This window comes from Streptomyces sp. NPDC041713 (genome assembly GCF_055591085.1).
The window spans coordinates 138,209-162,338 of the sequence record NZ_JBVIZY010000014.1; the positions used below are offsets into that span (position 1 = coordinate 138,209).

The 24,130-nt window shown below is 71.7% G+C and carries 20 protein-coding genes and 1 tRNA gene; 14 read left to right on the forward strand and 7 right to left on the reverse strand.

Annotation, left to right across the window (positions count from 1 at the left end; translation table 11 throughout):
• The first annotated feature begins 3 nt into the window (after positions 1 to 3).
• The 3 genes from kdpA to ACZ6CV_RS32065 are packed head-to-tail and all read left to right on the forward strand — an operon-like array spanning position 4 to position 4,593.
• Positions 4 to 1,713, forward strand: a complete 1,710-nt coding sequence (gene kdpA, locus ACZ6CV_RS32055; protein ID WP_469254685.1) for a potassium-transporting ATPase subunit KdpA — start codon at positions 4 to 6, stop codon at positions 1,711 to 1,713.
• Positions 1,710 to 3,908 carry a potassium-transporting ATPase subunit KdpB gene (kdpB, locus tag ACZ6CV_RS32060; protein ID WP_469254687.1) on the forward strand — a complete coding sequence of 733 codons (2,199 nt, stop codon included), beginning with the start codon at positions 1,710 to 1,712 and terminating at the stop codon, positions 3,906 to 3,908. Before kdpA ends, kdpB begins: the two co-directional genes overlap by 4 nt.
• A 7-nt stretch (positions 3,909 to 3,915) precedes the next feature.
• The gene (locus tag ACZ6CV_RS32065) at positions 3,916 to 4,593 is read left to right on the forward strand and encodes a potassium-transporting ATPase subunit C (RefSeq protein WP_469254689.1); all 678 of its coding nucleotides are present in this window, start codon (positions 3,916 to 3,918) and stop codon (positions 4,591 to 4,593) included.
• Positions 4,594 to 4,630: 37 nt separating this feature from the next.
• Here the strand turns inward: ACZ6CV_RS32065 and ACZ6CV_RS32070 are convergent.
• Positions 4,631 to 4,718: transfer RNA gene (locus ACZ6CV_RS32070), tRNA-Leu, on the reverse strand.
• 188 nt (positions 4,719 to 4,906) lie between these two features.
• Between ACZ6CV_RS32070 and ACZ6CV_RS32075 the strand changes: the two genes are divergently transcribed.
• From ACZ6CV_RS32075 to ACZ6CV_RS32085, 3 genes are all read left to right on the forward strand, one after another.
• Positions 4,907 to 6,232 carry a M20/M25/M40 family metallo-hydrolase gene (locus ACZ6CV_RS32075; protein WP_362371171.1) on the forward strand — a complete coding sequence of 442 codons (1,326 nt, stop codon included), beginning with the start codon at positions 4,907 to 4,909 and terminating at the stop codon, positions 6,230 to 6,232.
• 187 nt (positions 6,233 to 6,419) lie between these two features.
• Positions 6,420 to 6,653 carry a chaplin gene (locus ACZ6CV_RS32080; protein ID WP_355810214.1) on the forward strand — a complete coding sequence of 78 codons (234 nt, stop codon included), beginning with the start codon at positions 6,420 to 6,422 and terminating at the stop codon, positions 6,651 to 6,653.
• 138 nt (positions 6,654 to 6,791) lie between these two features.
• Complete coding sequence (locus ACZ6CV_RS32085) at positions 6,792 to 7,595, forward strand: chaplin (protein WP_469254691.1); 804 nt, start codon at positions 6,792 to 6,794, stop codon at positions 7,593 to 7,595.
• Positions 7,596 to 7,752: 157 nt separating this feature from the next.
• Here ACZ6CV_RS32085 and ACZ6CV_RS32090 read toward each other — a convergent pair whose 3' ends face one another.
• A complete protein-coding gene (locus ACZ6CV_RS32090; RefSeq protein ID WP_355810220.1) occupies positions 7,753 to 7,941 on the reverse strand; it encodes a DUF5703 family protein in 189 nt (62 codons plus the stop codon).
• Positions 7,942 to 7,988: 47 nt separating this feature from the next.
• Between ACZ6CV_RS32090 and ACZ6CV_RS32095 the strand changes: the two genes are divergently transcribed.
• Entirely contained in the window at positions 7,989 to 8,756 is a 768-nt protein-coding gene (locus tag ACZ6CV_RS32095; RefSeq protein ID WP_469254693.1) for a hypothetical protein, read from the forward strand.
• Positions 8,757 to 8,820: 64 nt separating this feature from the next.
• Here the strand turns inward: ACZ6CV_RS32095 and ACZ6CV_RS32100 are convergent, their stop codons facing one another.
• Together ACZ6CV_RS32100 and ACZ6CV_RS32105 are read right to left on the reverse strand one after the other, a co-directional pair.
• The gene (locus tag ACZ6CV_RS32100) at positions 8,821 to 11,109 is read right to left on the reverse strand and encodes a helix-hairpin-helix domain-containing protein (RefSeq protein ID WP_469254695.1); all 2,289 of its coding nucleotides are present in this window, start codon (positions 11,107 to 11,109) and stop codon (positions 8,821 to 8,823) included.
• Positions 11,106 to 12,086, reverse strand: coding sequence for an aldo/keto reductase (locus tag ACZ6CV_RS32105; protein ID WP_469254697.1), 981 nt, complete (start codon positions 12,084 to 12,086; stop codon positions 11,106 to 11,108). Before ACZ6CV_RS32105 ends, ACZ6CV_RS32100 begins: the two co-directional genes overlap by 4 nt.
• Positions 12,087 to 12,272: 186 nt before the next feature.
• Here ACZ6CV_RS32105 and ACZ6CV_RS32110 point away from each other — a divergent pair, with 186 nt between their 5' ends.
• Both ACZ6CV_RS32110 and ACZ6CV_RS32115 read left to right on the forward strand, forming a co-directional pair.
• Positions 12,273 to 13,328, forward strand: a complete 1,056-nt coding sequence (locus ACZ6CV_RS32110; RefSeq protein ID WP_469254780.1) for an LLM class F420-dependent oxidoreductase — start codon at positions 12,273 to 12,275, stop codon at positions 13,326 to 13,328.
• Positions 13,329 to 13,564: 236 nt separating this feature from the next.
• Positions 13,565 to 14,353: a ferritin-like domain-containing protein gene (locus tag ACZ6CV_RS32115; RefSeq protein WP_469254699.1), complete on the forward strand. Its 789-nt coding sequence runs from the start codon at positions 13,565 to 13,567 to the stop codon at positions 14,351 to 14,353.
• Positions 14,354 to 14,373: 20 nt separating this feature from the next.
• Here ACZ6CV_RS32115 and corA read toward each other — a convergent pair whose 3' ends face one another.
• Positions 14,374 to 15,375, reverse strand: coding sequence for a magnesium/cobalt transporter CorA (corA, locus tag ACZ6CV_RS32120; protein ID WP_469254781.1), 1,002 nt, complete (start codon positions 15,373 to 15,375; stop codon positions 14,374 to 14,376).
• Positions 15,376 to 15,437: 62 nt separating this feature from the next.
• Here corA and ACZ6CV_RS32125 point away from each other — a divergent pair, with 62 nt between their 5' ends.
• The 5 genes from ACZ6CV_RS32125 (at position 15,438) to ACZ6CV_RS32145 (ending at position 22,165) form a co-directional block, all read left to right on the forward strand.
• Positions 15,438 to 16,124, forward strand: a complete 687-nt coding sequence (locus ACZ6CV_RS32125) for a histidine phosphatase family protein (RefSeq protein ID WP_355810237.1) — start codon at positions 15,438 to 15,440, stop codon at positions 16,122 to 16,124.
• 73 nt (positions 16,125 to 16,197) lie between these two features.
• Complete coding sequence (locus ACZ6CV_RS32130; protein WP_355810240.1) at positions 16,198 to 16,788, forward strand: DUF3090 domain-containing protein; 591 nt, start codon at positions 16,198 to 16,200, stop codon at positions 16,786 to 16,788.
• A complete protein-coding gene (locus ACZ6CV_RS32135; protein WP_469254702.1) occupies positions 16,752 to 17,573 on the forward strand; it encodes an SCO1664 family protein in 822 nt (273 codons plus the stop codon). Before ACZ6CV_RS32130 ends, ACZ6CV_RS32135 begins: the two co-directional genes overlap by 37 nt.
• A 121-nt stretch (positions 17,574 to 17,694) precedes the next feature.
• Positions 17,695 to 18,924 (forward strand): cysteine--1-D-myo-inosityl 2-amino-2-deoxy-alpha-D-glucopyranoside ligase, encoded by a 1,230-nt coding sequence (mshC, locus tag ACZ6CV_RS32140; protein ID WP_362371199.1) that lies wholly within the window; start codon positions 17,695 to 17,697, stop codon positions 18,922 to 18,924.
• Between the two features lie 181 nt (positions 18,925 to 19,105).
• Positions 19,106 to 22,165 (forward strand): NPCBM/NEW2 domain-containing protein, encoded by a 3,060-nt coding sequence (locus tag ACZ6CV_RS32145; protein ID WP_469254704.1) that lies wholly within the window; start codon positions 19,106 to 19,108, stop codon positions 22,163 to 22,165.
• Positions 22,166 to 22,230: 65 nt separating this feature from the next.
• On the opposite strand, the gene ACZ6CV_RS32150 is transcribed toward ACZ6CV_RS32145, so the two are convergent.
• Positions 22,231 to 23,259: a PAC2 family protein gene (locus ACZ6CV_RS32150; RefSeq protein WP_469254705.1), complete on the reverse strand. Its 1,029-nt coding sequence runs from the start codon at positions 23,257 to 23,259 to the stop codon at positions 22,231 to 22,233.
• Positions 23,260 to 23,410: 151 nt separating this feature from the next.
• Positions 23,411 to 24,082: a FadR/GntR family transcriptional regulator gene (locus ACZ6CV_RS32155; RefSeq protein WP_362371208.1), complete on the reverse strand. Its 672-nt coding sequence runs from the start codon at positions 24,080 to 24,082 to the stop codon at positions 23,411 to 23,413.
• Positions 24,083 to 24,130 lie beyond the last annotated feature (48 nt).

Here is a 24,130-nt window from a genome sequence, read left to right on the forward strand (position 1 = left end):
AACATGAGCCCCGTTCTCGCTGGCGTGCTCCAGCTCCTCGCCCTGACCGCGGCGCTCGCCCTGGTCCACCGCCCACTGGGCGACTACATGGCCCGCGTCTACTCCTCGAAGAAGCACCTCCGCGTCGAGAAGTGGATATACAAGGCCATCGGCGCCGACCCCGACGCGCAGATGCGCTGGCCCGCGTACCTGCGCGGGGTCCTCGCCTTCTCCGCGGCCGGCGTCCTCTTCCTCTATCTGCTGCAGCGGCTGCAGGGCTCGCTGCCCGGCTCGCTCGGCTTCCGGTCCATCGACCCGGACCAGGCGTTCAACACCGCCGCGTCCTTCGTGGCCAACACCAACTGGCAGTCCTACTCCGGCGAACAGGCCATGGGCCACGTCGTGCAGACCGGCGGCCTCGCCGTGCAGAACTTCGTCTCGGCGGCCGTGGGGATCGCCGTGGCGGTCGCGCTCGTACGGGGCTTCGGCGCCGTACGAACAGGGGGGACCCCCACTCGTACCGGTGAACCCGGCCCCCTCCGCACCGGTGAACTCGGCAACTTCTGGGCCGACCTGGTGCGCGGCACCGTCCGCGTCCTGCTGCCCATCTCGGTCGTCGGCGCCCTCGTCCTGGTCGCCTGCGGGGCCCTGCAGAACTTCGCCGGCATCCACGAGGTCGGCCAGTTCATGGGCGGCACACAGCAGTGGAACGGCGGAGCGGTCGCCTCCCAGGAGGTCATCAAGGAGCTGGGCACCAACGGCGGCGGCTACTTCAACGCCAACTCCGCCCACCCCTTCGAGAACCCGAACCCGCTGTCCAACCTCTTCGAGATCTTCCTGATCCTCGTCATCCCCTTCGCGCTGACCCGCACCTTCGGCCGGATGGTCGGCTCGCTGCGGCAGGGCCATGCGATCCTCGCGACGATGGCGGCCATCTGGCTCGGCTTCACCGCGCTGATGATGTGGACCGAATTCCACCACGGCGGCCCGGCGTTCGACCTGGCCGGCGGGGCGATGGAGGGCAAGGAGACCCGGTTCGGGATCGGCGGGTCGTCGATCTTCGCGGTGGCCACCACGCTGACCTCCACCGGCGCCGTGAACTCCTTCCACTCCTCCTACACGGGCTTCGGCGGCGGCATCGAGATGCTCGGCATGCAACTCGGCGAGATCGCGCCGGGCGGCACCGGATCCGGCCTCTACGGCATGCTGATCATGGCGATCATCGCGGTGTTCATCGCCGGCCTGATGGTCGGGCGCACCCCGGAGTACCTGGGCAAGAAGATCGGCACCCGCGAGATCAAGCTGGCGGCCTGCTATCTCCTCATCACCCCCGCGCTGGTCCTCGGCTTCACGGCCGTCGCGATGGCGCTGCCCACCCCGGGCCACTCGATGACCAACTCCGGCGCGCACGGCTTCTCCGAGATCCTGTACGCGTACACGTCCGGCGCCAACAACAACGGCTCCGCCTTCGCGGGCCTGAACGCCGACACGCAGTGGTTCAACACCACCCTCGGCATCGCGATGCTGCTCGGCCGCTTCCTGCCGATGGTGTTCGTCCTCGCGCTCGCCGGATCGCTCGCCGGGCAGCGGCCGGTCCCGGTCACCGCGGGCACCCTGCGCACCGAAAAACCGCTGTTCACCGGGTTGCTGGTCGGCACCATCATGATCATCACCGGTCTCACCTATTTCCCCGCGCTCGCGCTGGGACCGCTTGCCGAGGGGCTGGCGTCATGAACACTCACACCACGAAGCACGAGCGGGACGACCGGCCCACGGACACGGTCGCCCCCCAGGATCCCGCAACCCACGATCCCGCTACCCAAGAACCCGCCACCCAGGATCCCGCCCCCCGACAGCCGGCACCCCCCGCCCACCAGAGCGCCGACGCGGGCAAGGTCGGCGCGGGTCTCTTCGACCCGGCCCAGCTCCTGAAGTCGCTGCCGGACGCCGTCCGCAAACTGGACCCGCGCGTGATGGTCAAGTCGCCCGTCATGTTCGTCGTCCTCATCGGCTCGGTGGTCACCACCGTCCTCGCCGTCAAGGACCCGGGGGACTGGTTCGGCTGGGCGATCACCGTCTGGCTCTGGCTGACCACCCTCTTCGCCAACCTCGCGGAGGCGGTCGCCGAGGGCCGCGGCAAGGCCCAGGCCGACACCCTGCGCAAGGCCAAGACCGACACCGTCGCCCGCCGTCTGACCGGCACCACGGAAGAGTCCGTGCCCGGCACCGACCTGCGCATCGGCGACCTCGTCGTCTGCGAGGCCGGCGACATCATCCCCGGCGACGGTGACGTCGTGGAGGGCGTGGCCTCCGTCGACGAGTCCGCGATCACCGGTGAATCGGCCCCCGTCATCAGGGAGTCCGGGGGCGACCGCTCGGCCGTCACCGGCGGGACGAGGGTGCTCTCCGACCGCGTCGTCATCAAGATCACGACGAAGCCCGGCGAGACGTTCATCGACCGCATGATCAACCTGGTCGAGGGCGCTGCCCGGCAGAAGACGCCCAACGAGATCGCGCTGAACATCCTCCTCGCCTCCCTCACCATCGTCTTCCTGCTCGCCGTCGTCACCCTCAAGCCCTTCGCGATCTACGCGGGCGCCGACGACCAGACCTCGATGATCGTCCTGACCGCGCTCCTGGTCTGTCTGATCCCGACGACCATCGGCGCCCTGCTCTCCGCGATCGGCATCGCCGGCATGGACCGACTGGTCCAGCGCAACGTCCTCGCCCTGTCCGGCAGGGCGGTCGAGGCCGCCGGCGACGTCTCGACCCTGCTGCTCGACAAGACCGGCACCATCACCCTCGGCAACCGCCGGGCGGCGGAGTTCGTTCCGGTGCGCGGCACCACCGCGGCCGAACTCGCGGACGCGGCCCAGCTCTCCTCGCTGGCCGACGAGACGCCCGAGGGCCGCTCCGTCGTCGTACTCGCCAAGGAGAAGTACGGGCTGCGCGAGCGGCACCGGGGGGAGCTGACCGGCGCCGCGTGGGTGCCGTTCACGGCGCAGACCCGGATGTCCGGCGTCGACGTGGACGGCCGCAAGGTGCGCAAGGGCGCCACCGGTTCGGTCATCGCCTGGGTCGAGGAGCGCGGGGGAGCCGTCGCCGAGGACGCGCGGGAACTCAACGACACGATCTCCCAGGCCGGCGGCACACCGCTGCTCGTGGCCGTGGAAGACGCCGACGGCGCCCGGGTCCTCGGGGTGATCCACCTCAAGGACGTCGTCAAGGAGGGCATGCGCGAACGCTTCGACGAGCTGCGCCGCATGGGTATCAAGACCGTCATGATCACCGGCGACAACCCGCTCACCGCCAGGGCCATCGCGGACGAGGCGGGCGTGGACGACTTCCTCGCCGAGGCCACGCCCGAGGACAAGATGGCGCTCATCAAGCGCGAGCAGGCCGGCGGCAAACTGGTCGCGATGACCGGCGACGGCACCAACGACGCCCCCGCGCTCGCCCAGGCCGACGTCGGCGTCGCGATGAACACGGGCACGTCGGCCGCCAAGGAGGCCGGCAACATGGTCGACCTCGACTCCGACCCCACCAAGCTCATCGAGATCGTCGAGATCGGCAAGCAGCTCCTCATCACCCGGGGCGCGCTCACGACCTTCTCGATCGCCAACGACGTCGCGAAGTACTTCGCGATCATCCCGGCCATGTTCGCCGTCGCCCACCCGAGCCTCGACAAGCTCAACATCATGAACCTGTCGTCGCCCGAGTCCGCGATCCTCTCCGCGGTCGTCTTCAACGCGCTGATCATCGTCGCGCTCGTCCCGCTCGCCCTGAAGGGCGTCCGGTACCGGCCCATGAGCGCGGACCGGATGCTCCGCCGCAACCTCGGCGTCTACGGCCTCGGCGGCCTCGTCGCCCCGTTCATCGGCATCAAGGTCATCGACGTACTCCTCTCTCTCCTCCCCGGCATTGGGTGACGTGCTCATGAACAACTCCGTACGAAGCTCCGCCCGGCTGCTCGGCGCGGGACTGCGCGCCCTGCTCGTCCTGACCGCACTCTGTGGCGTCCTCTACCCGCTCGCGGTGACCGGCGCCGCCCAGGCCCTCTTCCCCGACCGGGCCAACGGCTCCGAGGTGCGGGCCGACGGCCGGGTCGTCGGCTCCGAGCTCATCGGCCAGCGCTACGACCTGCCGCTGAAGAAGGGGCAGGAGACGGCCGCGCCGGACCTGAGGTGGTTCCAGCCCCGCCCCTCGAACGGCCTCGGCGAGAACAGCGTGAACACCCGTTACCAGCTGCTCCTGTCCGGCGCCACCAACCTCTCCGGCGACAGCAAGGAGCTGATCGAGCAGATCAAGGCCGCCAAGGCGGCCGTCGTCAGGGACAACTCCACCGCCGGCCACCGCGTCCGCCCCGCCGACGTGCCCGCCGACGCGGTCACCTCATCGGGCTCCGGCCTCGACCCGCACATCTCCCCGGCCTACGCCGACCTCCAGGTCCACCGCGTGGCCGCCAGGAACCACCTGCCGGTGGCGCGGGTCCAGAAACTGGTCGACGACCACACCGACGCCCGCGTCCTCGGCTTCGTGGGCGACCCCCGGGTCAACGTCCTGCGGCTCAACATCGCCCTGAAGGAACTGACCGGACAGGCCGGAATGGGGTGACACGCAAAAGGCCCCAGTCTTTCGACTGGGGCCTTGTTGGTGTCCGAGGGGGGACTTGAACCCCCACGCCCGATAAAGGGCACTAGCACCTCAAGCTAGCGCGTCTGCCATTCCGCCACCCGGACCAGGTGTCTGTCTTCGCGGGGCGTTGCCCGCGGCGACACAGAGAACATTACCAGGCTTCCAGGGGTACTCGATCACCCCCTGAGTCCGCTGTGAACGGCCGATGACGACCCCCGCCCGGCCTTGGGCGCACGGCCGCGGAGAGAGAGGATGAGGGGGACCACCAGCAGCGAATGCGGGAGGAACCAGCGTGAGCGGGTCCAGCACGGGCAAGGCCGTCACCGGTGAGGACGAGGTCGTCGACCTCTGTCGCGAACTGATCCAGATCGATACGAGCAACTACGGCGACCACTCGGGCCCGGGGGAGCGCAAGGCCGCCGAGTACGTGGCCGAGAAGCTCGCCGAGGTCGGGCTCGAACCGAAGATCTTCGAGTCCCACCCCGGCCGGGCCTCCACGGTCGCGAGGATCGAGGGCGAGGACCCGTCGCGGCCCGCGCTCCTCATCCACGGCCACACGGACGTCGTCCCCGCCAACGCCGTCGACTGGACGCACCACCCCTTCTCCGGGGAGATCGCGGAGGACTGCGTGTGGGGCCGGGGCGCCGTCGACATGAAGGACATGGACGCGATGACCCTCGCGGTCATCCGTGAGCGGATGCGCAGCGGCCGCAAGCCGCCGCGCGACATCGTCCTCGCCTTCCTCGCCGACGAGGAGGCCGGCGGCACCTACGGCGCCCGCTACCTCGTCGACAACCACCCCGAGCTCTTCGAGGGGTGCACGGAGGCGATCAGCGAGGTCGGCGGCTTCTCCTTCACGGTCAACGAGAACCTGCGGCTCTACCTCGTCGAGACCGCCCAGAAGGGCATGCACTGGATGAAGCTGACCGTGGACGGCACCGCGGGCCACGGTTCGATGATCCACAGGGACAACGCGATCACCGAGCTCTCCGAGGCCGTCGGGCGCCTCGGCCGGCACAAGTTCCCGGTGCGGGTCACCAAGACGCTGCGGCACTTCCTCGACGAGCTCGGCGACGCCCTCGGCACCGAGCTCGACCCGGAGAACATGGACGAGACGCTCGCCAAGCTCGGCGGCATCGCCAAGCTCATCGGCGCCTCCCTGCAGAACACCGCCAACCCGACGCAACTCGGCGCCGGCTACAAGGTCAACGTGATCCCCGGCCAGGCCACCGCGCACGTCGACGGCCGCTACCTGCCGGGGTACGAGGAGGAGTTCCTCGCCGACCTGGACCGGCTGCTCGGCCCGCACGTCCGGCGCGAGGACGTGCACGCCGACAAGGCGCTGGAGACCACCTTCGACGGCGCGCTCGTCGACGCCATGCAGACGGCGCTGCGCGCCGAGGACCCGATCGCCCGCGCCGTGCCCTACATGCTGTCGGCCGGCACGGACGCCAAGTCCTTCGACGACCTCGGCATCCGCGGCTTCGGCTTCGCGCCGCTGAAGCTGCCGCCGGAGCTGGACTTCGCGGGCATGTTCCACGGCGTCGACGAGCGGGTGCCGGTCGACGGCCTGAAGTTCGGCGTCCGGGTCCTGGACCGGTTCATCGACGCCTCCTGACGTGACGCGGCCGGGACCGATCGGAATCGGCCGCTTTGCGTGCTGAAACGACTCTCCAATAATCGCCAGCGCGTACGTACTTGACTGAAAAGAGTGAAAGCAACCCGAGGCTCGTAGCCCCCTCACTTCCCCCTCGTTACAGGTGTGCAGTCCGCGGCTGGGACTGCATTGCCAACAAGGAGGAATAATGATCAAGAAGATCGTCGCCGCTGTGGCTGCCACGGGTGGTCTCGTGCTCGCGGGCGCGGGTATCGCCGCCGCCGACGCCGGTGCCCAGGGTGCCGCCGTGAAGTCTCCCGGTGTCATCTCGGGCAATGTTGTCCAGGTTCCCGTCCACGTGCCGGTGAACGCCTGTGGCAACACGGTCTCCGTGATCGGCCTGCTGAACCCCGCCTTCGGCAATGCCTGCGTCAACAAGTGACGTTGTAGTGCCTCACCCCTTGAGGGTCTGAGTCCATCGGCCCCGGAGTGCGCGCCACGCACTCCGGGGCCGACGGGCATTCCCCGTCCGGGCACCCACGTCCGGGCGTCTTCCGTAGGGCAAAGACAGGAATCAGCTATGCGACAGGTCACGCGCAAAGGCCTGATCACCGTGGCGGCCGCGACCGGCGTTCTCGCCGCGTCCGGCGGCTACGCACACGCGGACTCGGGGGCCCGCGGCGGCAGTTCGGACTCGCCCGGCGCGCTGTCGGGCAACGCCGTCCAGCTTCCCGTGGACGCGCCGGTCAACGTGTGCGGCAACACCGTCAACGTGATCGGCGTCCTCAACCCGGCCATGGGCAACGGTTGCGCCAACGGCTCCCACGGCGGCGGTCACAAGGGTGGCGGTCACCAGGGTGGCGGTCACCAGGGTGGCGGCGGTGCTCAGGCCGGCGGTCACACCGGCGGCTCGCCCGGCGTCGGCTCGGGCAACGACATCCAGCTGCCGATCGACGCCCCGGTCAACATCTGCGGCAACAGCGTCACCATCGGCGGCCTCGGCAACCCGGCCATGGGCAACGACTGCGCCAACGAGTCCGGCCCCGCGGCGCCCCCGACCCACCCCGGGCACCCGGGCAAGCCGCACCACCCCGGAAAGCCGCACCACCCGGGCAAGCCGCACCACCCGCAGACTCCGGTCACGCCGGGCAGCTCGCAGGACCGGGCCATTCCGAACCACCCGGGCGCGCAGCAGGCCGCCGAGCCCAAGGGCACCTCGCGGCTCGTCGCGCCCGAGGTACCCACGCGAGTCGTGGAGCCGGCGGCGACGGCGCAGCTCGCCTCGACCGGCAGTGAGCTGCCGCTCGGCCTCGTCCTCCCGGCGGGCGCGGGCGCGCTGCTCGCGGGCGCCGTGCTCTACCGCAGGGCCCGGACGAACGTCTGAGCCGCCGCGTCGCGAGCACACTGAACGGAGCGGGTCCCCGCGGTCGCGGGGCCCGCTCCGTTCCGCGTCCGCGCCGCCGCGGGCCGTCACAGGGCACGGCGGAGCGCCGCGCGGCCCCATGGACAGCCCTCAGCAGGCAGCTCTCATCGAGCCGCCCTCACCAGGTGGCTCTCACCTGGCGGATGATCCGTCGCTTCAGCCGCACCCGGCGGCTGCCGTCGGGATGCAGCCTCAGGCGGTCCAACTCCCAGTGTCCGTACTCCGCGTGGTCCGTCAGCAGACGTGTGGCTTCCTTGCGGGTGACCCCGCGGGGCACGTACACGTCGACAAATTCGTATTCCGGCATCGCATCTATTGTGCGGGCATGGGCCCGGTACGGATAGCGTCTGCACTATGTCTGATGCTGCGCAGCCCACCGCTGCCGAGGTACGCGCCGCCGCCGAGGCGGTCAAGACCGCGCTCGACCGCCACCTGGCCGCGGTCGAACGCAGGTCGGGCGAGGACGATCCGGCCGTCTACGAAGCGTTCAACGAACTCGCCGCCGCGGCCGAGGAGTACGACGAGCTCCTCTACGACCGCTACGACGAGGTCACCCCCTTCGAGATCCCCGGCACGGACGACGCGCTGCCGCCGTACCAGGGCCCGGAGGAGGCGAACGCGCTGAGCGTGCTGATCCGCCGGGACTACACCGTGGTGGAGTCGCAGCGGCTGCTCGCCCAGGCCCAGCGGGTCGCCGACCTCGATGCGGGCGGCAGGGGCTCGGGCGGCTCGGCCGACACCGTGCACAGCGCGCTCGGCGTCCTCTTCGGGGAGTTCGAACCGGACGAAATCTCCTCCCGGCACAAGGAGTTCGGCCTGGAGGAGGGTGATTCGACGCTCTGGGTCACCGCGGTGGACGGCCCCGCCGAGCCCGGGGAGTGGCTCGACGCCCCCTTCGACCAGGCGGATCCGCACCGGGTGGTGTGCCGCTTCGACGTGAGCGTGGTCTTCGACGACGAACTGGACGACGAGGGACTCCACGGGCTCGACGGACTCGACGCGGACGTCGACATCGATCCGGACGTGGCGGTGCCCCTCGACGAGATCGACATCGACTCCGACGCCGACCCCGGGCCGGACTCCGACTCCGACGTCCGGGGCGTCGGGCGAGCCGGTCGCTGACCGCCGCGCGCGCCCGCCGCTCCCTCGGGGCGGCGGACGCGCGCTCGGCGGGTGAGCGGGCGGCTCAGGACGTCGCGGCGGGCACCTGCGGGCGCAGCAGCGTCTGCAGCCGCGTCGTACGGTCCTTCCAGAGGCGCTCCGCCACCGCGCGCGGCAGCGCCTGCTCCACGCCCTGCACGACCGACAGATGGCGCTCCCCGCGGCTGAACGCGGTGTAGACCCACGGCCGGGTCAGCAGCTGCGCCGCGTCGCCCGGCAGCACCACGACCACCGCGGGCCAGCGCAGCCCCGCCGCCTGGTGCGCGGTGAGCGCCCACGCGTGCCGCACCTCCCGCTCCACCCGCTCCTTCGGTACGACGACGGGGGAGCCGTCGCACTCCAGGTGCAGGCCCTCCGCGTCGGCGCGCACCACCCGGCCGAGCGTCGTCCGGCCGGCCGCCGGGACGTGCGCGACCCGGTCGGCGGGGTCGAAGCCGCCGAACCGGCCGGGGCCGGGATTCAGCCTTTCCTTCAACGCGGCGTTGAGCGCGCGGGTGCCGGCGGCGCCACCGTGTCCCGGCGTGATGACCTGCGTCTGGTCGGCGGGCACCCCGATCGCCCGCGGCACCGAGTCCGCGACGAGCTGCACGGTGCGGTGGATCGCCTCGGGGGCGTCGCGCACCGGGACGAGGACGACCTCTTTGCCGGGCGCCTCGACCTGGTTCAGCTCGCCGATCGCGATGCCGGACGTCAGCTCCCCGACGGGGCCCGGGTCCGGGGTGCGCGAGACGACCTGCGGGCAGCAGCGCGCGGCGACGAGGTCGGCGAAGACCCGGCCCGGACCGGCGGACCACAGCACCCCCGGGTCGCCGCTCAGCACCAGACGGGCCCCGTCCGGCAGCGACTCCACGAGCATCGCCGCGCTCTCCACGTCCAGCTGCGGCGCGTCCAGGACGATCAGGAGGTCGAGGGCGAACGCGCCGTCCGGGTCGCGGCCCGGACCCTGGTCGCCGGAGAGCAGCCCCGCCACCGTCGCCGCGGTCTCGTCCGAGCCGGTCGCGCGGGCGAGCCGGCGGCGGCCGTCGGCGCTGTGGGCCGCGGCGCACACCCGCAGGCCCAGCGACGCCGCGGCGGCCGCCAGCGCGGCGGGCTCGGCGCGCGCCTCCTCGCCGCCGGAGTGCAGCACGAGGCCGTGCCCGGCGACCGCGCGGATCAGCTCGGCGGTGGACCCCGACGCCTGCGCGGCGGCGGCCTCCCAGTCGTCGGCCACGGGGTCCGAACCGCTCTCCCCGGGGCGGGAGTTGACGATGCGGGCGAGGCCGTCGGCGAGGCTCTCCTCCGCGAGTGCGTACCGTTCGAGGCCGATCAGGACCCGGACCGGGCGCTCCGGCTCCTCGCCCTCCTCGTCCGCCGCGTCGTCGGCGGGCCCGCCGCGCGCCTCCTCCTGCGAGCGCTGGACCGGCACGTCGGCGCCTTCGACGGCGTCCTGGAAGACCAGCGCGTCGCCCTCGGCGAGGGCGTTCTGCACGGCCGCGTCCGGATCCGGCACCGCGCGCTGCCCCAGGGCGGCCGTCAGCGCCGCGGAGTCGAGCGCGGTGTGCCCCGCGACGGCGGCCTGCTCCAGGAGCCACACCGTGACCGCGCGGCCCCTGCGCTCGTCGTCCGGCCCGCACTCCGCGCCGAGCAGGGCCCGGGCGAACCCGTCGGCCTGCTCGGGACGCACACCGGAGACCCGCAGCAATTGCCAGGGATCGGCACGCAGGTCTTCCTCGGCGCCCTCGCCGAGCGCGGCGGCCGTCGGCTCGGCGAGCGCGGGCGGCGCGCCCCCTTCGGCGAGCACGGCGCGGATCGCCTCGACGGACTCCGTCGAGGGCGCCTGCGCCGCCGCGGGCTGCTGCGGACGCACGGGCTCGGGCGCGCGGGCCGGCGCGGGCCTGCGGGGCGCGGGGCCGGACTCCTGGAACGCGCTCGCGACGGGCTTCTCGCCGCTCTCCACGGCGCGCACGGCGGCCAGCAGGTCGGCGGCGGTGCCGCTCAGCTTCGTACCGGCCTCGATCGGCGCCTGCTTCGCCGCCTTCCGCTGCTCGATGCGCTCCCGCAGCGCGCGCTGCGCGGCGATCTCGGCCTCGGTCTCGGACAGCTGCTCGGAGCTCTCCCCCTCGGACGCGCCCTTGCCGTCGGCCTCGGTTTCGGCGGTCGTGTCAGCGTCGGCGTCAGCGGAGACGTCCGGATCGTCGGTGTCCTCGGTCTCATCGACCGGCGCGGTCTCGTCGACCGGTGCGGTCTCGTCCGGAGTGGGCTCGGAGTCGTCCGCGGCCCCGCCCTCCGGCGTCCCCGGCGTGGCGTCCTCCGTGGCGGCGGGTTCCGTACTCACAGCATGCTCCAGTCGTGATCGGGATAGCGGTGCACGGGCGCCGACACGTCGTCGAGCGCCCGGCAGATCTCGTCAGGAAGACTAAGGGTCTCCACTGACAACGCGGCCGTGAGCTGCTGCGCGTTGCGCGCGCCGACGATCGGGGCGCTCACTCCGGGGCGGTCGCGCACCCAGGCGAGGGCGACCTGCAGCGGGGTGGCCGCAAGCCCGTCGGCGGCCGTCGCGACCGCGTCGACGATGCGGCGCGCCGTGTCGTCGAGGTACGGCGCCACGAAGGGCGCCATCTGGTCGGAGCCGCCGCGCGAGTCGGCCGGGGTGGCGTGCCGGTACTTGCCGGTGAGCACGCCCCGGCCGAGCGGTGACGAGGGCAGCAGGCCCACGCCCAGGTCGACGGCGGCGGGCAGTACCTCGCGCTCGACGCCGCGCTGCAGCAGGGAGTACTCCATCTGCGTACCGGCCAGGCGGGTGCGGGTGCCCGGCTGGGCCAGCTGCCAGGTGGCGGCCTTGGCGAGCTGCCAGCCGCTGAAGTTGGAGACCCCCGCGTAGCGGGCCCGCCCGCTGGTCACCGCTATGTCGAGGGCCTGCAGGGTCTCTTCGAGCGGGGTGCCAGGGTCGAAGGCGTGCACCTGCCACAGGTCCACGTGATCCGTGCCGAGCCGGGTCAGCGACGCGTCGAGCGCGGCGAGCAGATGGCCGCGCGAGCCGTCGAAGCGCCGCTCGGGGTCCGGCACGCTGCCCGCCTTGGTCGCGATGACCAGGTCGCGCCGCGGCACGAGCCGCTCCATCAGGCGCCCGAGAAGATACTCGGCCTCCCCGTCGCCGTACACATCGGCCGTGTCGACGAGGGTGCCGCCCGCCTCCCAGAACACCTTCAACAGGTCGGCGGCGTCGTTCTCCTCGATGTGGCCCCAGGTGAGGGTCCCGAGTCCGATGCGGGACACGCGCAGGCCGGTGCGGCCGAGATGCCTCTGCTCCATGGGCGCTGAGATTACTGGCCGGGCCCCGGTGGTGGGCGGGGCTGTGGACAAGCCGGTGATTGTGGAGAACCGGCTCACCCGTTCCCTCCGGCACCGACGGGTGCGGCACTGACGGATCCGGCACCGCGCGCTACAGTCCCCGGCACAGGGACGTTACTCATGAGTACAGCGGTAAGGGGATCGGTCATGCAGCTCGGGATCAACCTCGGCTACTGGGGCGCCGGGATGGACGCGGACAATCTCGCCGTCGCCAAGGAGGCCGACAAGCTGGGCTATGCGGTCTGCTGGGCCGCCGAGGCGTACGGCTCGGACGCCGCGACGGTGCTGTCCTGGGTGGCGGCGCAGACCGAACGCATCGACATCGGGTCCGCGATCTTCCAGATCCCGGCGCGGCAGCCCGCGATGACGGCGATGACGGCCGCCACCCTCGACTCGCTCTCCGGCGGCCGGTTCCGGCTCGGCCTCGGCGTCTCGGGCCCGCAGGTCTCCGAGGGCTGGTACGGCGTGAAGTTCGACAAGCCGCTGGCGCGCACCCGGGAGTACGTGGAGATCGTCCGCAAGGCGATGACCCGCGAGCGCCTCAGCTACGAGGGCGAGCACTGGACGCTGCCGCTGCCCGGCGGTCCCGGCAAGCCCATCAAGCTGACCGTCCACCCGCAGCGCGAGCACATCCCGCTGTACGTCGCCGCGATCGGCCCGAAGAACCTGGAGCAGACCGGCGAGATCGCCGACGGCGCCCTGCTGATCTTCCCGGCCGCCGAGCACCTGGAGGACACCGCGGTCCGCCACCTGCGCGCCGGGCGCGAGAAGGCCGGCAAGACGATGGACGGCTTCGACGTCGTCCCGACGCTGCCGCTGGCCGTGGGCGAGGACTCCCAGGTCGACGCGCTCGCCGACATGTTCCGGCCGTACACCGCGCTCTATGTGGGCGGCATGGGCAGCCGCAAGCAGAACTTCTACAACCAGCTCGCGCAGCGCATGGGGTACGAGAAGGAGGCCGCAGAGATCCAGGACAAGTATCTGGGCGGCGACAAGGACGGGGCGGCCGCGGCCGTGCCGCGCCGGCTGATCGACTCCACCACGCTGCTCGGTTCCGTCGAGCGCATCGCCGACCGGATGCAGGCCTACGCGGCGGCCGGGGTCACCACGCTGACGCTGGCCCCGGCGGGCTTCACGCTGGAGGAGCGGCTCACCGCGCTGCGCGCGGGCACCGAGGCCCTGGAGCGCGCCGGTCTGGCCTAGCCGAAGGGGCTGGGGGAGGGGGAGAGAAGTCTGCGGCCGTGGTGGGGGCTCGGGGGGTCTTCCCCGCCACGGCCGTCACGGGGAACAACGCGTCACGGGGGCCGCGGTTACGGCCTCGTGGCGGCGGCATGTCCTTCGTTCGGCGGAGCCGACCACTACAGCTGTTGCCCGATGGGGCACCTCGGACTTGAGTGATCTCTGCGGAGGTTCCCGCCCAGGGCATGGAGGTGCCAGTGATGCTGTCGGCCAAGAGTGTCTTCGGGGAGATCCTCGACGACGACGAGTCGTTCCGGCTCTTCTGCTCCATCGCCGCCGGCGGCGAATCGCAGGGCGGCTGGGAGAACGGCCGCATCGCCGCCCTCGTACCGCCGGACGAGCGCGCGCTCGCCCCGAAGATCGCCCGGCACGGCGCCGACGAGGACAAGCACGGCAGGATCTTCCAGGCCCTCATGAAGAAGCGCGGGCTGCAGCCGGTCGACGTACCGCACGACACCGACTACACGATGCTCCTGGAGCAGCACGGCATCGGCCTCGCGCACGAGCGCCTGAAGACCGACGAGCCGCTCTCCGTGCAGGACATCGTCACCTACCTCGCCCACAGCAGGGTCACCGAGCAGCGCGCCTCCGAGCAGATGCGGCTGCTGCTCAAGTACTTCGCCGACCACCCGGACATCGGCCGCGCGGTGCGGATGATCTCGCACGACGAGGACAACCATCTGGCGTACTGCCACGAGGAGTTGCTCCGGTTCGCGCACGCCGGACACGGCCGCGCCATCCAGCGCACCCTGCACGCCTGCGCCCTCGCCGAGATCCGCATCTACCGCGACGTGAGCCTCGCCGTGATGGACCGGATGGGGCGCATCCTGCACTGGCCGCACGCCAAACGGCAGCTGCTCACCGCGGGCATCCACGCCCTGTACGGGTACGAGCGGGCCGGCGGCTGGCGGCGCATGGTCTCCCTGAAGATGCCGGCCCGGCGCGACGCCCTGGGCGGCCCGGCCGCACCGGCCCCCGAGTTCGCCTGACACCCGCACCGGCGACGGCGCTACAGCCAGCCGCGGCGCTTGAACATCCGGAACAGGACGACCTCCAGGACGGCCATCAGCAGGATCACCGCCGGGTACGTCCACCACCAGTGCAGCTCGGGCATGTGGTCGAAGTTCATGCCGTAGACGCCCGCGATCATCGTGGGCACCGCCGCCATCGCCGCCCACGCCGAGATCTTCCGCATGTCGTCGTTCTGCCGCACGCTCATCTGCGCCAGATGCGCGGACAGGATGTCGGACACCAGCCGGTCCAGGCCCTCCACCGACTCGTTGACGCGCGTCAGGTGGTCGTTGACGTCCCGGAAGAAGGGCTGCGCCGTCTCGTCCACGAAGGGCACGGACGGGGCGTACGGGCCCGCTCCGGAGAGGCGTGCCACGGGCAGCGCCAGCGGTCCGGTCGCCCTGCGGAACTCCAGGATCTGCCGCTTGAAGGTGTAGATCCGCGACGCCGTGTTCCGCGACGCGCTGCCGCCGTCCGGCGAGAAGACCTCCGCCTCCAGGACCTCCAGGTCGGCCTGCAGCTCGTCGGCGACCTCCAGGTAGTGGTCCACGGAGGCGTCGGCGATCGAGTACAGGACGGCCGTCGGGCCGTGCTTGAGCACGTCGGGGTCGGCTTCCAGGCGGTGCCGTACGACACCCAGCGGCGCGCCCTCGCCGTGCCGGACGGTCACCACGAACGAGTCGCCCATGAAGATCATGACCTCGCCGGAGGAGACCGTGTCGCTGTCCTGCTCGTACACGACCGGCTTGAGGACCATGAACATCGAGTCGTCGTAGACCTCCAGCTTCGGCCGCTGATGGGCCTTGAGGGCGTCCTCGACGGCCAGCGGATGCAGCCCGAACTCCTGACTGACCTTGGCGAACTCCTTCTCGGTCGGTTCGTGCAGCCCGATCCACACGAACGCGTTCTCCGCCGCCCGTGCCTCGTCCAGGGCGTCGGAGAAGTCCTCGGGGCCCTCGGTCCGGCGGCCCTCCCGGTAGATGGCGCAGTCGACGATCACATCGCGCATTCTCCCCAACCCGTCCGGGCGCCGCACCCCCTCGGCCGCTTAGGCTGAACCGCATGCCCACGCTGATCCTCGTCCGGCACGGACGTTCCACGGCCAACACCGCCGGTCTGCTCGCCGGGTGGACCCCCGGCGTGGCCCTCGACGAGCGCGGCACCGCACAGGCCGCCGCGCTCCCGGAGCGGCTCGCCCCGCTGCCCATCGCCGAGGTCGTCACGAGCCCGCTGCAGCGCTGCCGGGAGACCGTCGCGCCGCTGCTCGCCGCCCGGCCCGGACTCCAGGCGCACCAGGAGGACCGCATCGGCGAGTGCGACTACGGCGACTGGTCCGGCCGCAAGCTCGCCGAACTCGCCGACGAGCCGCTGATGGAGGTCGTCCAGCGGCACCCGTCGGCCGCCGCGTTCCCCGGCGGCGAGTCCATGCGGGCCATGCAGACGCGGGCGGCCGAGGCGGTCCGCGAGTGGAACGCGCGCGTGGAGCGCGAGCACGGCGAGGACGCCGCCTACCTGATGTGCTCGCACGGCGACATCATCAAGTCCCTTGTCGCGGAGGCCCTCGGACTCCACCTCGACCTCTTCCAGCGCATCTCCGTGGAGCCCTGCTCCGTCACCGTGATCCGCTACACGCGGCTGCGCCCCTTCCTCGTACGCCTGGGGGACACCGGTGACTTCGCCTCGCTCGCGCCGCGCGAGGAGCCGCCGGGCGACGACGCGACGGTGGGGGGTGGTGCGGGCGCACCGTGATCGTCACGCGCAGTAGGGTGAACCGGGCTGGAACAGCCCTCCGTACTTTGCAGTCGATCAATGGAGACAGGACGTGTCCCGTCAGGTGTTCCTCTACGACCCGCCGGAGCGCTTCGTCGCGGGAACGGTCGGGCTGCCCGGACGGCGCACCTTCTTCCTCCAGGCCTCCGCGGGGATGCGGGTGACCAGCGTCGCCCTGGAGAAGACCCAGGTGGCCGCGCTCGCCGAGCGCATGGAGGAGCTCCTCGACGAGGTCGTGCGCCGCAGCGGGGGCAGCGCCGCGGTGCCGGCCGTCACCCCCTCCGAGGTCGCCGACAGCGCGCCGCTCGACTCGCCCGTCGAGGAGGAGTTCCGCGTCGGCACGATGGCGCTCGCCTGGGACGGCGAGGAGGAGCGGATGATCGTCGAGGCGCAGGCGCTCGTCGAGCTGGACGCGGACTCCGAGGACGACCTCGCCGAGGCGGAGGAAAGGCTTCTGCAGGACGAGGAGAACGGTCCGCCGATGCTCCGGGTCCGGCTCACCGGGGCGCAGGCCCGCGCCTTCGCCAAGCGCGCCCTCGACGTCGTCAACGCAGGCCGCCCGCCGTGCCCGCTGTGCAGCCTCCCGCTCGACCCGGAAGGACACGTATGCCCGCGCCAGAACGGATACCGGCGGGGAGCGTGAGCGCCGACGCCGTCCCGCTCCTCACCCACGGGGAGCTGACCGTGCGCGGGCGCATCCGGGAGGCCTCGAACGCCGTGCTGTACTGCACGGTCGCGTACGAGGGCCGGGAGGCCGCCTGCGTCTACAAGCCGGTGGCCGGGGAGCGCCCGCTGTGGGACTTCCCCGACGGCACGCTCGCGCAGCGCGAGGTCGCTGCGTACGAGGTGTCGCTGGCCACCGGCTGGGATCTGGTGCCGCCGACCGTGCTGCGGGAGGGGCCGCACGGCGAGGGCATGTGCCAGCTGTGGATCGAGGGCACCGACGACGTGGAGCTGCTCGCCCTGGTCGACGGCGATGAGCCGGGCGAGGGCTGGAAGGCGGTCGGTCTCGCGCAGGTCGACGAGGAGCGCACGGCGCTCCTGGTGCACGCGGATGACGCGCGGCTGCGCCGGCTCGCCGTCCTCGACGCCGTGATCAACAACAGCGACCGCAAGGGCGGCCACCTGCTGCCGTCCGGCGGCCACCTCTGGGGCATCGATCACGGGGTCACCTTCCACGCCGAGAACAAGCTGCGGACGCTGCTGTGGGGGTGGGCGGGGGAGCCCCTGACGGAGGAGGCGGTCGAGGTCCTCCAGGGCCTGCGGGACGGCCTCAAGGAGGGCGCCGCGCTCGCCGAGCGGCTGGCCGTGCTGATCACCGGGGCGGAGACCGAGGCCCTGCGCACCCGGGTGGCGGAGCTGCTGCGGTCGGGGCGTCATCCGGAGCCGACGGGGGACTGGCCGCCGATTCCGTGGCCGCCCGTATAGCCCCTCCGGCGGCCCCACTGGCCCCCGCACATCCGTCGCGCTCGCGCAAGAGTGACCAACCGGCCACCGTTTCGTTGATCCCCACTCGTATGCGGACGCCCCGTCCGGTTAGGCTCATGGCATGCATGCCTGGCCCGCTTCTGAGGTCCCCGCCCTTCCTGGCAAGGGCCGCGACCTCCGGATCCACGACACCGCGACCGGTGAGCTCGTCACCCTCGACCCCGGTCCCGTCGCCCGTATCTACGTCTGCGGCATCACCCCGTACGACGCGACCCATATGGGTCACGCGGCGACCTACAACGCGTTCGACCTCGTGCAGCGCGTGTGGCTCGACACCAAGCGGCAGGTTCACTACGTCCAGAACGTGACCGACGTGGACGACCCGCTCCTGGAACGCGCCAACCGCGACGGCAAGGACTGGGTGGAGCTCGCCGAGGGCGAGACCGCGCTCTTCCGTGAGGACATGACCGCGCTGCGGCTCCTGCCGCCGCAGCACTACATCGGAGCCGTCGAGGCGATACCCGGCATCGTGCCGCTCGTCGAACGGCTCCGCGACATGGGCGCCGCCTACGAGCTCGAGGGCGACGTCTACTTCTCCGTCGAGTCCGACCCCCACTTCGGGGAGGTGTCCGGGCTCGACACGGCCGCGATGAAGCTGCTCTCCGCCGAGCGCGGCGGCGACCCGGAACGACCGGGCAAGAAGAACCCGCTCGACCCGATGCTCTGGATGGCGGCCCGTGAGGGCGAGCCGAGCTGGGACGGCGCCAGCCTGGGCCGTGGCCGGCCCGGCTGGCACATCGAGTGTGTGGCCATCGCCCTCGAACACCTGGGGATGGGCTTCGACGTGCAGGGCGGGGGGTCGGATCTCGCCTTCCCGCACCACGAGATGGGCGCGTCCCACGCCCAGGCGCTGACCGGGGAGTTCCCCTTCGCCAAGGCGTACGTGCACGCGGGCATGGTCGCCCTGGACGGCGCGAAGATGTCGAAGTCCAAGGGCAACCTCGTCTTCGTCTCGCGGCTGCGGCGCGACGGGGTCGACCCGGCGGCGATCCGGCTCGCCCTGCTCGCGCACCACTACCGGGCGGACTGGGAGTGGACGGACGCGGTGCTCGACGAGGCCGTCGCACGGCTCGGGCGCTGGCGTGCGGCCGTGTCCCGTCCCGACGGGCCCGCCGCCGAGGGGCTCGTCGAGGAGATCCGCGAGGCCCTCGCGAACGACCTGGACGCGCCGGCCGCGCTCGCCGCGGTCGACCGCTGGGCCGCGGGGCAGGCTGCCGCCGGCGGGACGGACGAGGGGGCGCCCGGTGTGGTGTCGCGCGCCGTCGACGCGTTGCTTGGCGTGGCCTTGTAGCGGTTGGGCCTGCGCGTTGTCCTTGCCGTCGTCCTGCGCTGAGGTCTGTCGCCCTTCGGGCTCGTCCTCACGCGCCGGACGGGCTGAGAATGGGCCGGTGCCGGTGGGTCGCTCCGGAAGTCCAGGAGCGGCCCAGCAAAGTCCATGGCCCCGGGGCCCGTTCCCGCGCTAGACCTCCGCCATGAGATCTTCCACGCGCTTCAGATCGGTGGCCGCCGCCGCTTTCCTGGGCCTGCTCGCGGTCTTCGCGGGCCCCGGCGGCGGTTCCGCGCAGGCCGCCGACGAACCCGCGACCACCGTCGGCGACGTCACCGGATTCACCCACGAGGGGCCCGTCTACCGCCTGTCCGCGGGCAAGGCCGAGGCCCGCGTCAGCTTTGTCTCCGAGGAGACCTTCCGGCTCGAACTCGCACCCGACGGGCAGTTCACCGACCCCGCCGGCCAGGACATCGTCCTGCCGCAGGGCAAGGCGCCGCGCACCAAGTGGGCGGACAAGGGCGACCGTTACGAGCTGCGTACCTCCGCCGTGACCCTGCGCGCCTACAAGTCGCCGCTCCGGTTCGCGCTGTACCGCGCCGACGGGAGCCGGGTCTGGACCGAGTCCAAGGGGCTCTCCTGGACCAAGGACGCCACCACGCAGAGCCTCGCGCGCGGCGCCGACGAGCAGTTCTACGGCGCCGGGATGCAGAACGGCCGCGGCAACACCTCGCACCGCGGCAAGAAGGTCGAGGTCGGCGTCGACTACAACTGGGACGACGGCGGGCACCCCAACTCCGTGCCCTTCTACCTGTCTTCGGCCGGATACGGCGTCTTCCGGAACACCTACGCGCCCAACACCTATGACTTCGCCGAGCCCGTGACCGCCACCGCGAAGGAACAGCGCTTCGACGCCTACTACTTCGCGGGGCGCGGCGACGACGCGGCCAAGGATGTCATCGGGCAGTACACGAAGCTCACCGGCAAGCCCTTCATGCCGCCCGTCTACGGCATGGAGATCGGTGACGCCGACTGCTATCTGCACAACGCCAACCGCGGGGAACGCCACACCCTGGACGCGCTCAAGGTCGCCGACGGCTACGTCGAGAACGACATGCCCAACGGGTGGATGCTCGTCAACGACGGCTACGGCTGCGGCTACGAGAACCTCGCCGAGGTCTCCAAGGGCCTCGCCGAGCGCAAGATGAAGATGGGGCTGTGGACCGAGGACGGCCTCGACAAGATCGCCGAGCAGGTGAAGGCGGGCCAGCGCGTCGCCAAGCTGGACGTCGCCTGGGTCGGCGACGGCTACAAGAAGGCGCTCGACGGCTGCAAGGACGCGTACCAGGGCATCGAGGACAACAGCGACGCCCGCGGCTTCACCTGGGCGCCCGAGAGCTGGTCGGGCGCGCAGCGCTGCGGTGTGCAGTGGTCCGGCGACCAGAGCGGCAGCTGGGAGTACATCCGCTGGCAGATCCCCACGTACGCCGGGTCCACGATGTCCGGCATGGCGTACACGACCGGTGACGTCGACGGCATCTTCGGCGGCAGCCCCAAGACGTACGTACGCGATCTGCAGTGGAAGATGTTCCTGCCCGTCACGATGACGATGGACGGCTGGGCCGCCAGCGACAAGCAGCCCTTCCGCCAGGGCGAGCCCTACACCTCCATCAACCGCAAGTACTTGAAGCTGCACGAGTCGCTGCTGCCCTACCTCTACTCGTACGCCCATGAGGCGACCAAGACCGGTGTGGGCGCGGTGCGGCCGCTGGCCCTGGAGTACCCCGACGACCCGAAGGCGGCGACCGACGCCGCCAAGTACGAGTTCCTGACCGGCGAGGACTTCCTCGTCGCGCCCGTGTACAAGGACACCACCACGCGGGACGGCATCTATCTGCCCAAGGGCACCTGGACCGACTACTGGACCGGGCGGACCTACCAGGGGCCGACCACGATCGACGGCTACAGTGCGCCCCTCGACACCCTGCCGCTGTTCGTCAAGGGCGGCGCGAGCGTACCGATGTGGCCGGGCGGCATCCGCTCCCACCAGGACCGCGAGGCCGACTCGCCGCTCGCCTGGGACATCTACCCGCAGGGCCGGTCCTCCTTCGAGCTGTACGAGGACGACGGCGTGACCCGGCAGCACCGCGACGGCCGGTACGCCACGCAGCGCGCGGAGGTGCGGGCACCGCGCTCGGGCGCGGGTGACGTGAGCGTGCGGATCGGCGCGAGCAAGGGCCGGTTCCACGGGAAGCAGTCGAGCAGGCCCTACGCGTTCACGCTGCACACCGGGGACGCGCCGAGCCGGGTCCAGCTCGACGGACACCGGCTGCCGCGCCTCACGTCGAAGAGCGCGTACGACAAGGCCGCGCAGGGCTGGTTCTACGACCGGGACGACCGGGGCGGGGTCGTACAGGTGAAGACGGCCACCCGCCGCACCGACCGCTCCTTCGAGCTGACTCTCGACGACACCAGCGCCGTCGGCGGCGCGGTGCCCGGCGCCAGTGCCGCGGTGAGCGTCCCGGCCGGCCAGGAGCTCGGCGCGGGCACGCCCGGCAAGGTCACCGTCGACGTCACGGCGGGCACCAAGGACGCCACCGGCGTCGAGGTCACCCTCGACGCCCCGAAGGGGTGGACCGTCCAGGCGGCGAAGGCCGACCGCATCCGTGCGGGCGCCACGCGCCGCGTCGAGCTGGCCGTCACCCCCGCCAAGGACGCCGACCCCGGCGACCTGCCGCTCACCGCGCGCGCCCGCTACCGCTCGGCGGGCCAGGAACGCACCGCCACCGGACGGTTCGCGCTCGGCGTGATGCCCGAGGCGCCCGGCAAGGACACCTGGGCGAGCGACATGGTGTGGCTGAAGTCCACCAACGGCTACGGTCCCGCCGAACACGACCGCAGCAACGGCGAGTCGGCCGCGGGCGACGGCAAGACGCTGACCCTCGCCGGAAAGACGTACGAGAAGGGGATCGGCACGCACGCCGACTCCGAGATCGAGGTCTACGCGGGCGGCCGCTGCTCGACGTTCACCGCGGACGCCGGCATCGACGACGAGATCAACGGCTACGGAGAGGTGGCCTTCTCGGTCGAGGCCGACGGCAAGGTGCTGTGGACCTCGCCGAAGGTGACGGGCGCGTCGGCGACCGTGCCGGTCGATGTCGACGTGCGCGGGGCCCGGCACGTGCGGTTGAAGGTGAGTGACACCAACGGTTCCAAGAGCGGGGATCACGCGGACTGGGCGGCGGCCCGGTTCACCTGCGCGTAGCGCACGGGAGCACGAACAGGGGGCGGTACCGGTACGGGTGCCGCCCCCTTGTGCGATGTCTGGCCTCAGTCGTCCGAGGAATCCGCCGGACCTGACGGACCTGACGGACCAGAGGGGCCGGATGACGGTCCTGCGTCGTCGCCGTCGCTCTCGCCCTCGGCGCCCTGCCCCGGCCGCTGTGTCGGCTTCGGCTTCGGGGGCCGGGTGCGGTCGCTGGGGGCGTCCCGCAGATACGCCGCCCCGTCACCGCCCCCGCCGTCGCGCCGCCGCAGATAACGCTCGAACTCGCGGGCGATGGCCTCGCCCGACGCCTCGGGGAGCTCCGCGGTGTCCCGCGCCTCCTCGAGCGACTGCACGTACTCCGCGACCTCGCTGTCCTCGGCCGCCAGTTGGTCCACGCCCACCTGCCAGGCACGCGCGTCCTCGGCCAGCTCGCCCAGCGGGATGCGCACGCCGATGAGGTCTTCCAGGCGGTTGAGCAGTGCGAGCGTGGCCTTGGGGTTGGGCGGCTGCGACACGTAGTGCGGGACGGCGGCCCAGAGGCTGACGGCGGGGACGCCCGCGTGCGTGCACGCCTCCTGGAGGATGCCGACGATACCCGTCGGGCCCTCGTACTTCGTCTCCTCCAGGTCCATGGTGCGCGCCAGATCCGCGTCGGAGGTCACACCGCTGACCGGGACCGGGCGGGTGTGCGGGGTGTCGCCGAGCAGCGCGCCCATGATCACCACCAGCTCGACGCCCAGCTCGTGCGCGAAGCCGAGGATCTCGTTGCAGAACGACCGCCAGCGCATCGACGGCTCGATGCCCCGCACCAGGACGAGGTCGCGCGGCTTGTCGCCGCCGACGCGGACCACCGAGAGCCGGGTCGTCGGCCACGTGATCTTGCGCACCCCGCCGTCCAGCCAGACCGTCGGGCGGTTGACCTGGAAGTCGTAGTAGTCCTCGGCGTCGAGCGCCGCGAACACCTCGCCCTTCCACTCCTTGTCGAGATGCGCGACCGCGGCGGAGGCGGCGTCGCCGGCGTCGTTCCAGCCCTCGAACGCGGCCACCATGACCGGGTCGACCAGCTCGGGTACCCCCTCGAGCTCGATCACCCAGGCCTCCTTCCGACGTTCCCTTGCGTACGCCCCAACCTTACGGCGTCGACGGGGTCCGTCCGCAGCCCCCTTGCGTGGGGGAGTGCGTGATCACTGCCCACCTCCGGGGCCGGGAAACAGGGCCTTCACACACAGGAGCGGAGCGGTCTCACAGCGTCGAACGCAGCCACTGCTCCACGCTCGCGATGTGCACCGTCGCCCACGACCTGGCCGCCTCCGCGTCCCGGTCCCGCAGTGCGGCGAGGATCGCCCGGTGCTCGTGCAGCGTGCGGCTGACGGCGTCCTCCTGGGTCAGGCCGCGCCAGACGCGGGCCCGGGTGGTGGGGCCGGAGAGGCCGTCGAGCAGCGAGCACAGGACGGAGTTGCCGGACGACTGGACGATGCCGCGGTGGAACTCCAGGTCGCAGCCGACCAGCTCCTCCACGGACGGTGCCTCGCCCAGGGCGTCCAACTGCTCGCCCAGCGCGTCCAGTTCGGCGTCGGAGATATGGGCGCAGGCCATCGCCGTGGCGGCCGGTTCCAGGATGCGGCGCACCGCGAGGAACTCCAGGACCGTGTCGTCGCGGTGGAAGTCGACGACGAAACTCAGCGCCTCCAGGAGGAGTTGGGGGTCCAGGCTGGTGACGTACGTGCCGTCGCCCTGGCGTACGTCGAGGATGCGGATCAGCGCCAGGGCGCGCACCGCCTCGCGCAGCGAGTTGCGCGAAAGGCCGAGGCCTGCGGCGAGTTCGCTCTCCTTGGGCAGCCGGTCGCCGGGGCGCAGGGCGCCCGAGACGATCATGCCCTTGATCTTCTCGATGGCCTCGTCGGTGACAGCCATGGGAACCTCGCCTCGCCGGTCAGAAGTGTCGAAGTCGACGGTGTCGAA

Excerpts from the sequence above, each read along its gene's own strand:
- kdpA (WP_469254685.1), top strand. The coding sequence starts at position 4 with ATGAGCCCCGTTCTCGCTGGCGTGCTCCAGCTCCTCGCCCTGACCGCG.
- kdpB (WP_469254687.1), top strand. The coding sequence starts at position 1,710 with ATGAACACTCACACCACGAAGCACGAGCGGGACGACCGGCCCACGGAC.
- ACZ6CV_RS32065 (WP_469254689.1), top strand. The coding sequence starts at position 3,916 with ATGAACAACTCCGTACGAAGCTCCGCCCGGCTGCTCGGCGCGGGACTG.
- ACZ6CV_RS32080 (WP_355810214.1), top strand. The coding sequence starts at position 6,420 with ATGATCAAGAAGATCGTCGCCGCTGTGGCTGCCACGGGTGGTCTCGTG.
- ACZ6CV_RS32085 (WP_469254691.1), top strand. The coding sequence starts at position 6,792 with ATGCGACAGGTCACGCGCAAAGGCCTGATCACCGTGGCGGCCGCGACC.
- ACZ6CV_RS32090 (WP_355810220.1), bottom strand. The coding sequence starts at position 7,941 with ATGCCGGAATACGAATTTGTCGACGTGTACGTGCCCCGCGGGGTCACC.
- ACZ6CV_RS32095 (WP_469254693.1), top strand. The coding sequence starts at position 7,989 with ATGTCTGATGCTGCGCAGCCCACCGCTGCCGAGGTACGCGCCGCCGCC.
- ACZ6CV_RS32105 (WP_469254697.1), bottom strand. The coding sequence starts at position 12,086 with ATGGAGCAGAGGCATCTCGGCCGCACCGGCCTGCGCGTGTCCCGCATC.
- ACZ6CV_RS32110 (WP_469254780.1), top strand. The coding sequence starts at position 12,273 with ATGCAGCTCGGGATCAACCTCGGCTACTGGGGCGCCGGGATGGACGCG.
- ACZ6CV_RS32115 (WP_469254699.1), top strand. The coding sequence starts at position 13,565 with ATGCTGTCGGCCAAGAGTGTCTTCGGGGAGATCCTCGACGACGACGAG.
- ACZ6CV_RS32125 (WP_355810237.1), top strand. The coding sequence starts at position 15,438 with ATGCCCACGCTGATCCTCGTCCGGCACGGACGTTCCACGGCCAACACC.
- ACZ6CV_RS32135 (WP_469254702.1), top strand. The coding sequence starts at position 16,752 with ATGCCCGCGCCAGAACGGATACCGGCGGGGAGCGTGAGCGCCGACGCC.
- mshC (WP_362371199.1), top strand. The coding sequence starts at position 17,695 with ATGCATGCCTGGCCCGCTTCTGAGGTCCCCGCCCTTCCTGGCAAGGGC.
- ACZ6CV_RS32145 (WP_469254704.1), top strand. The coding sequence starts at position 19,106 with ATGAGATCTTCCACGCGCTTCAGATCGGTGGCCGCCGCCGCTTTCCTG.
- ACZ6CV_RS32155 (WP_362371208.1), bottom strand. The coding sequence starts at position 24,082 with ATGGCTGTCACCGACGAGGCCATCGAGAAGATCAAGGGCATGATCGTC.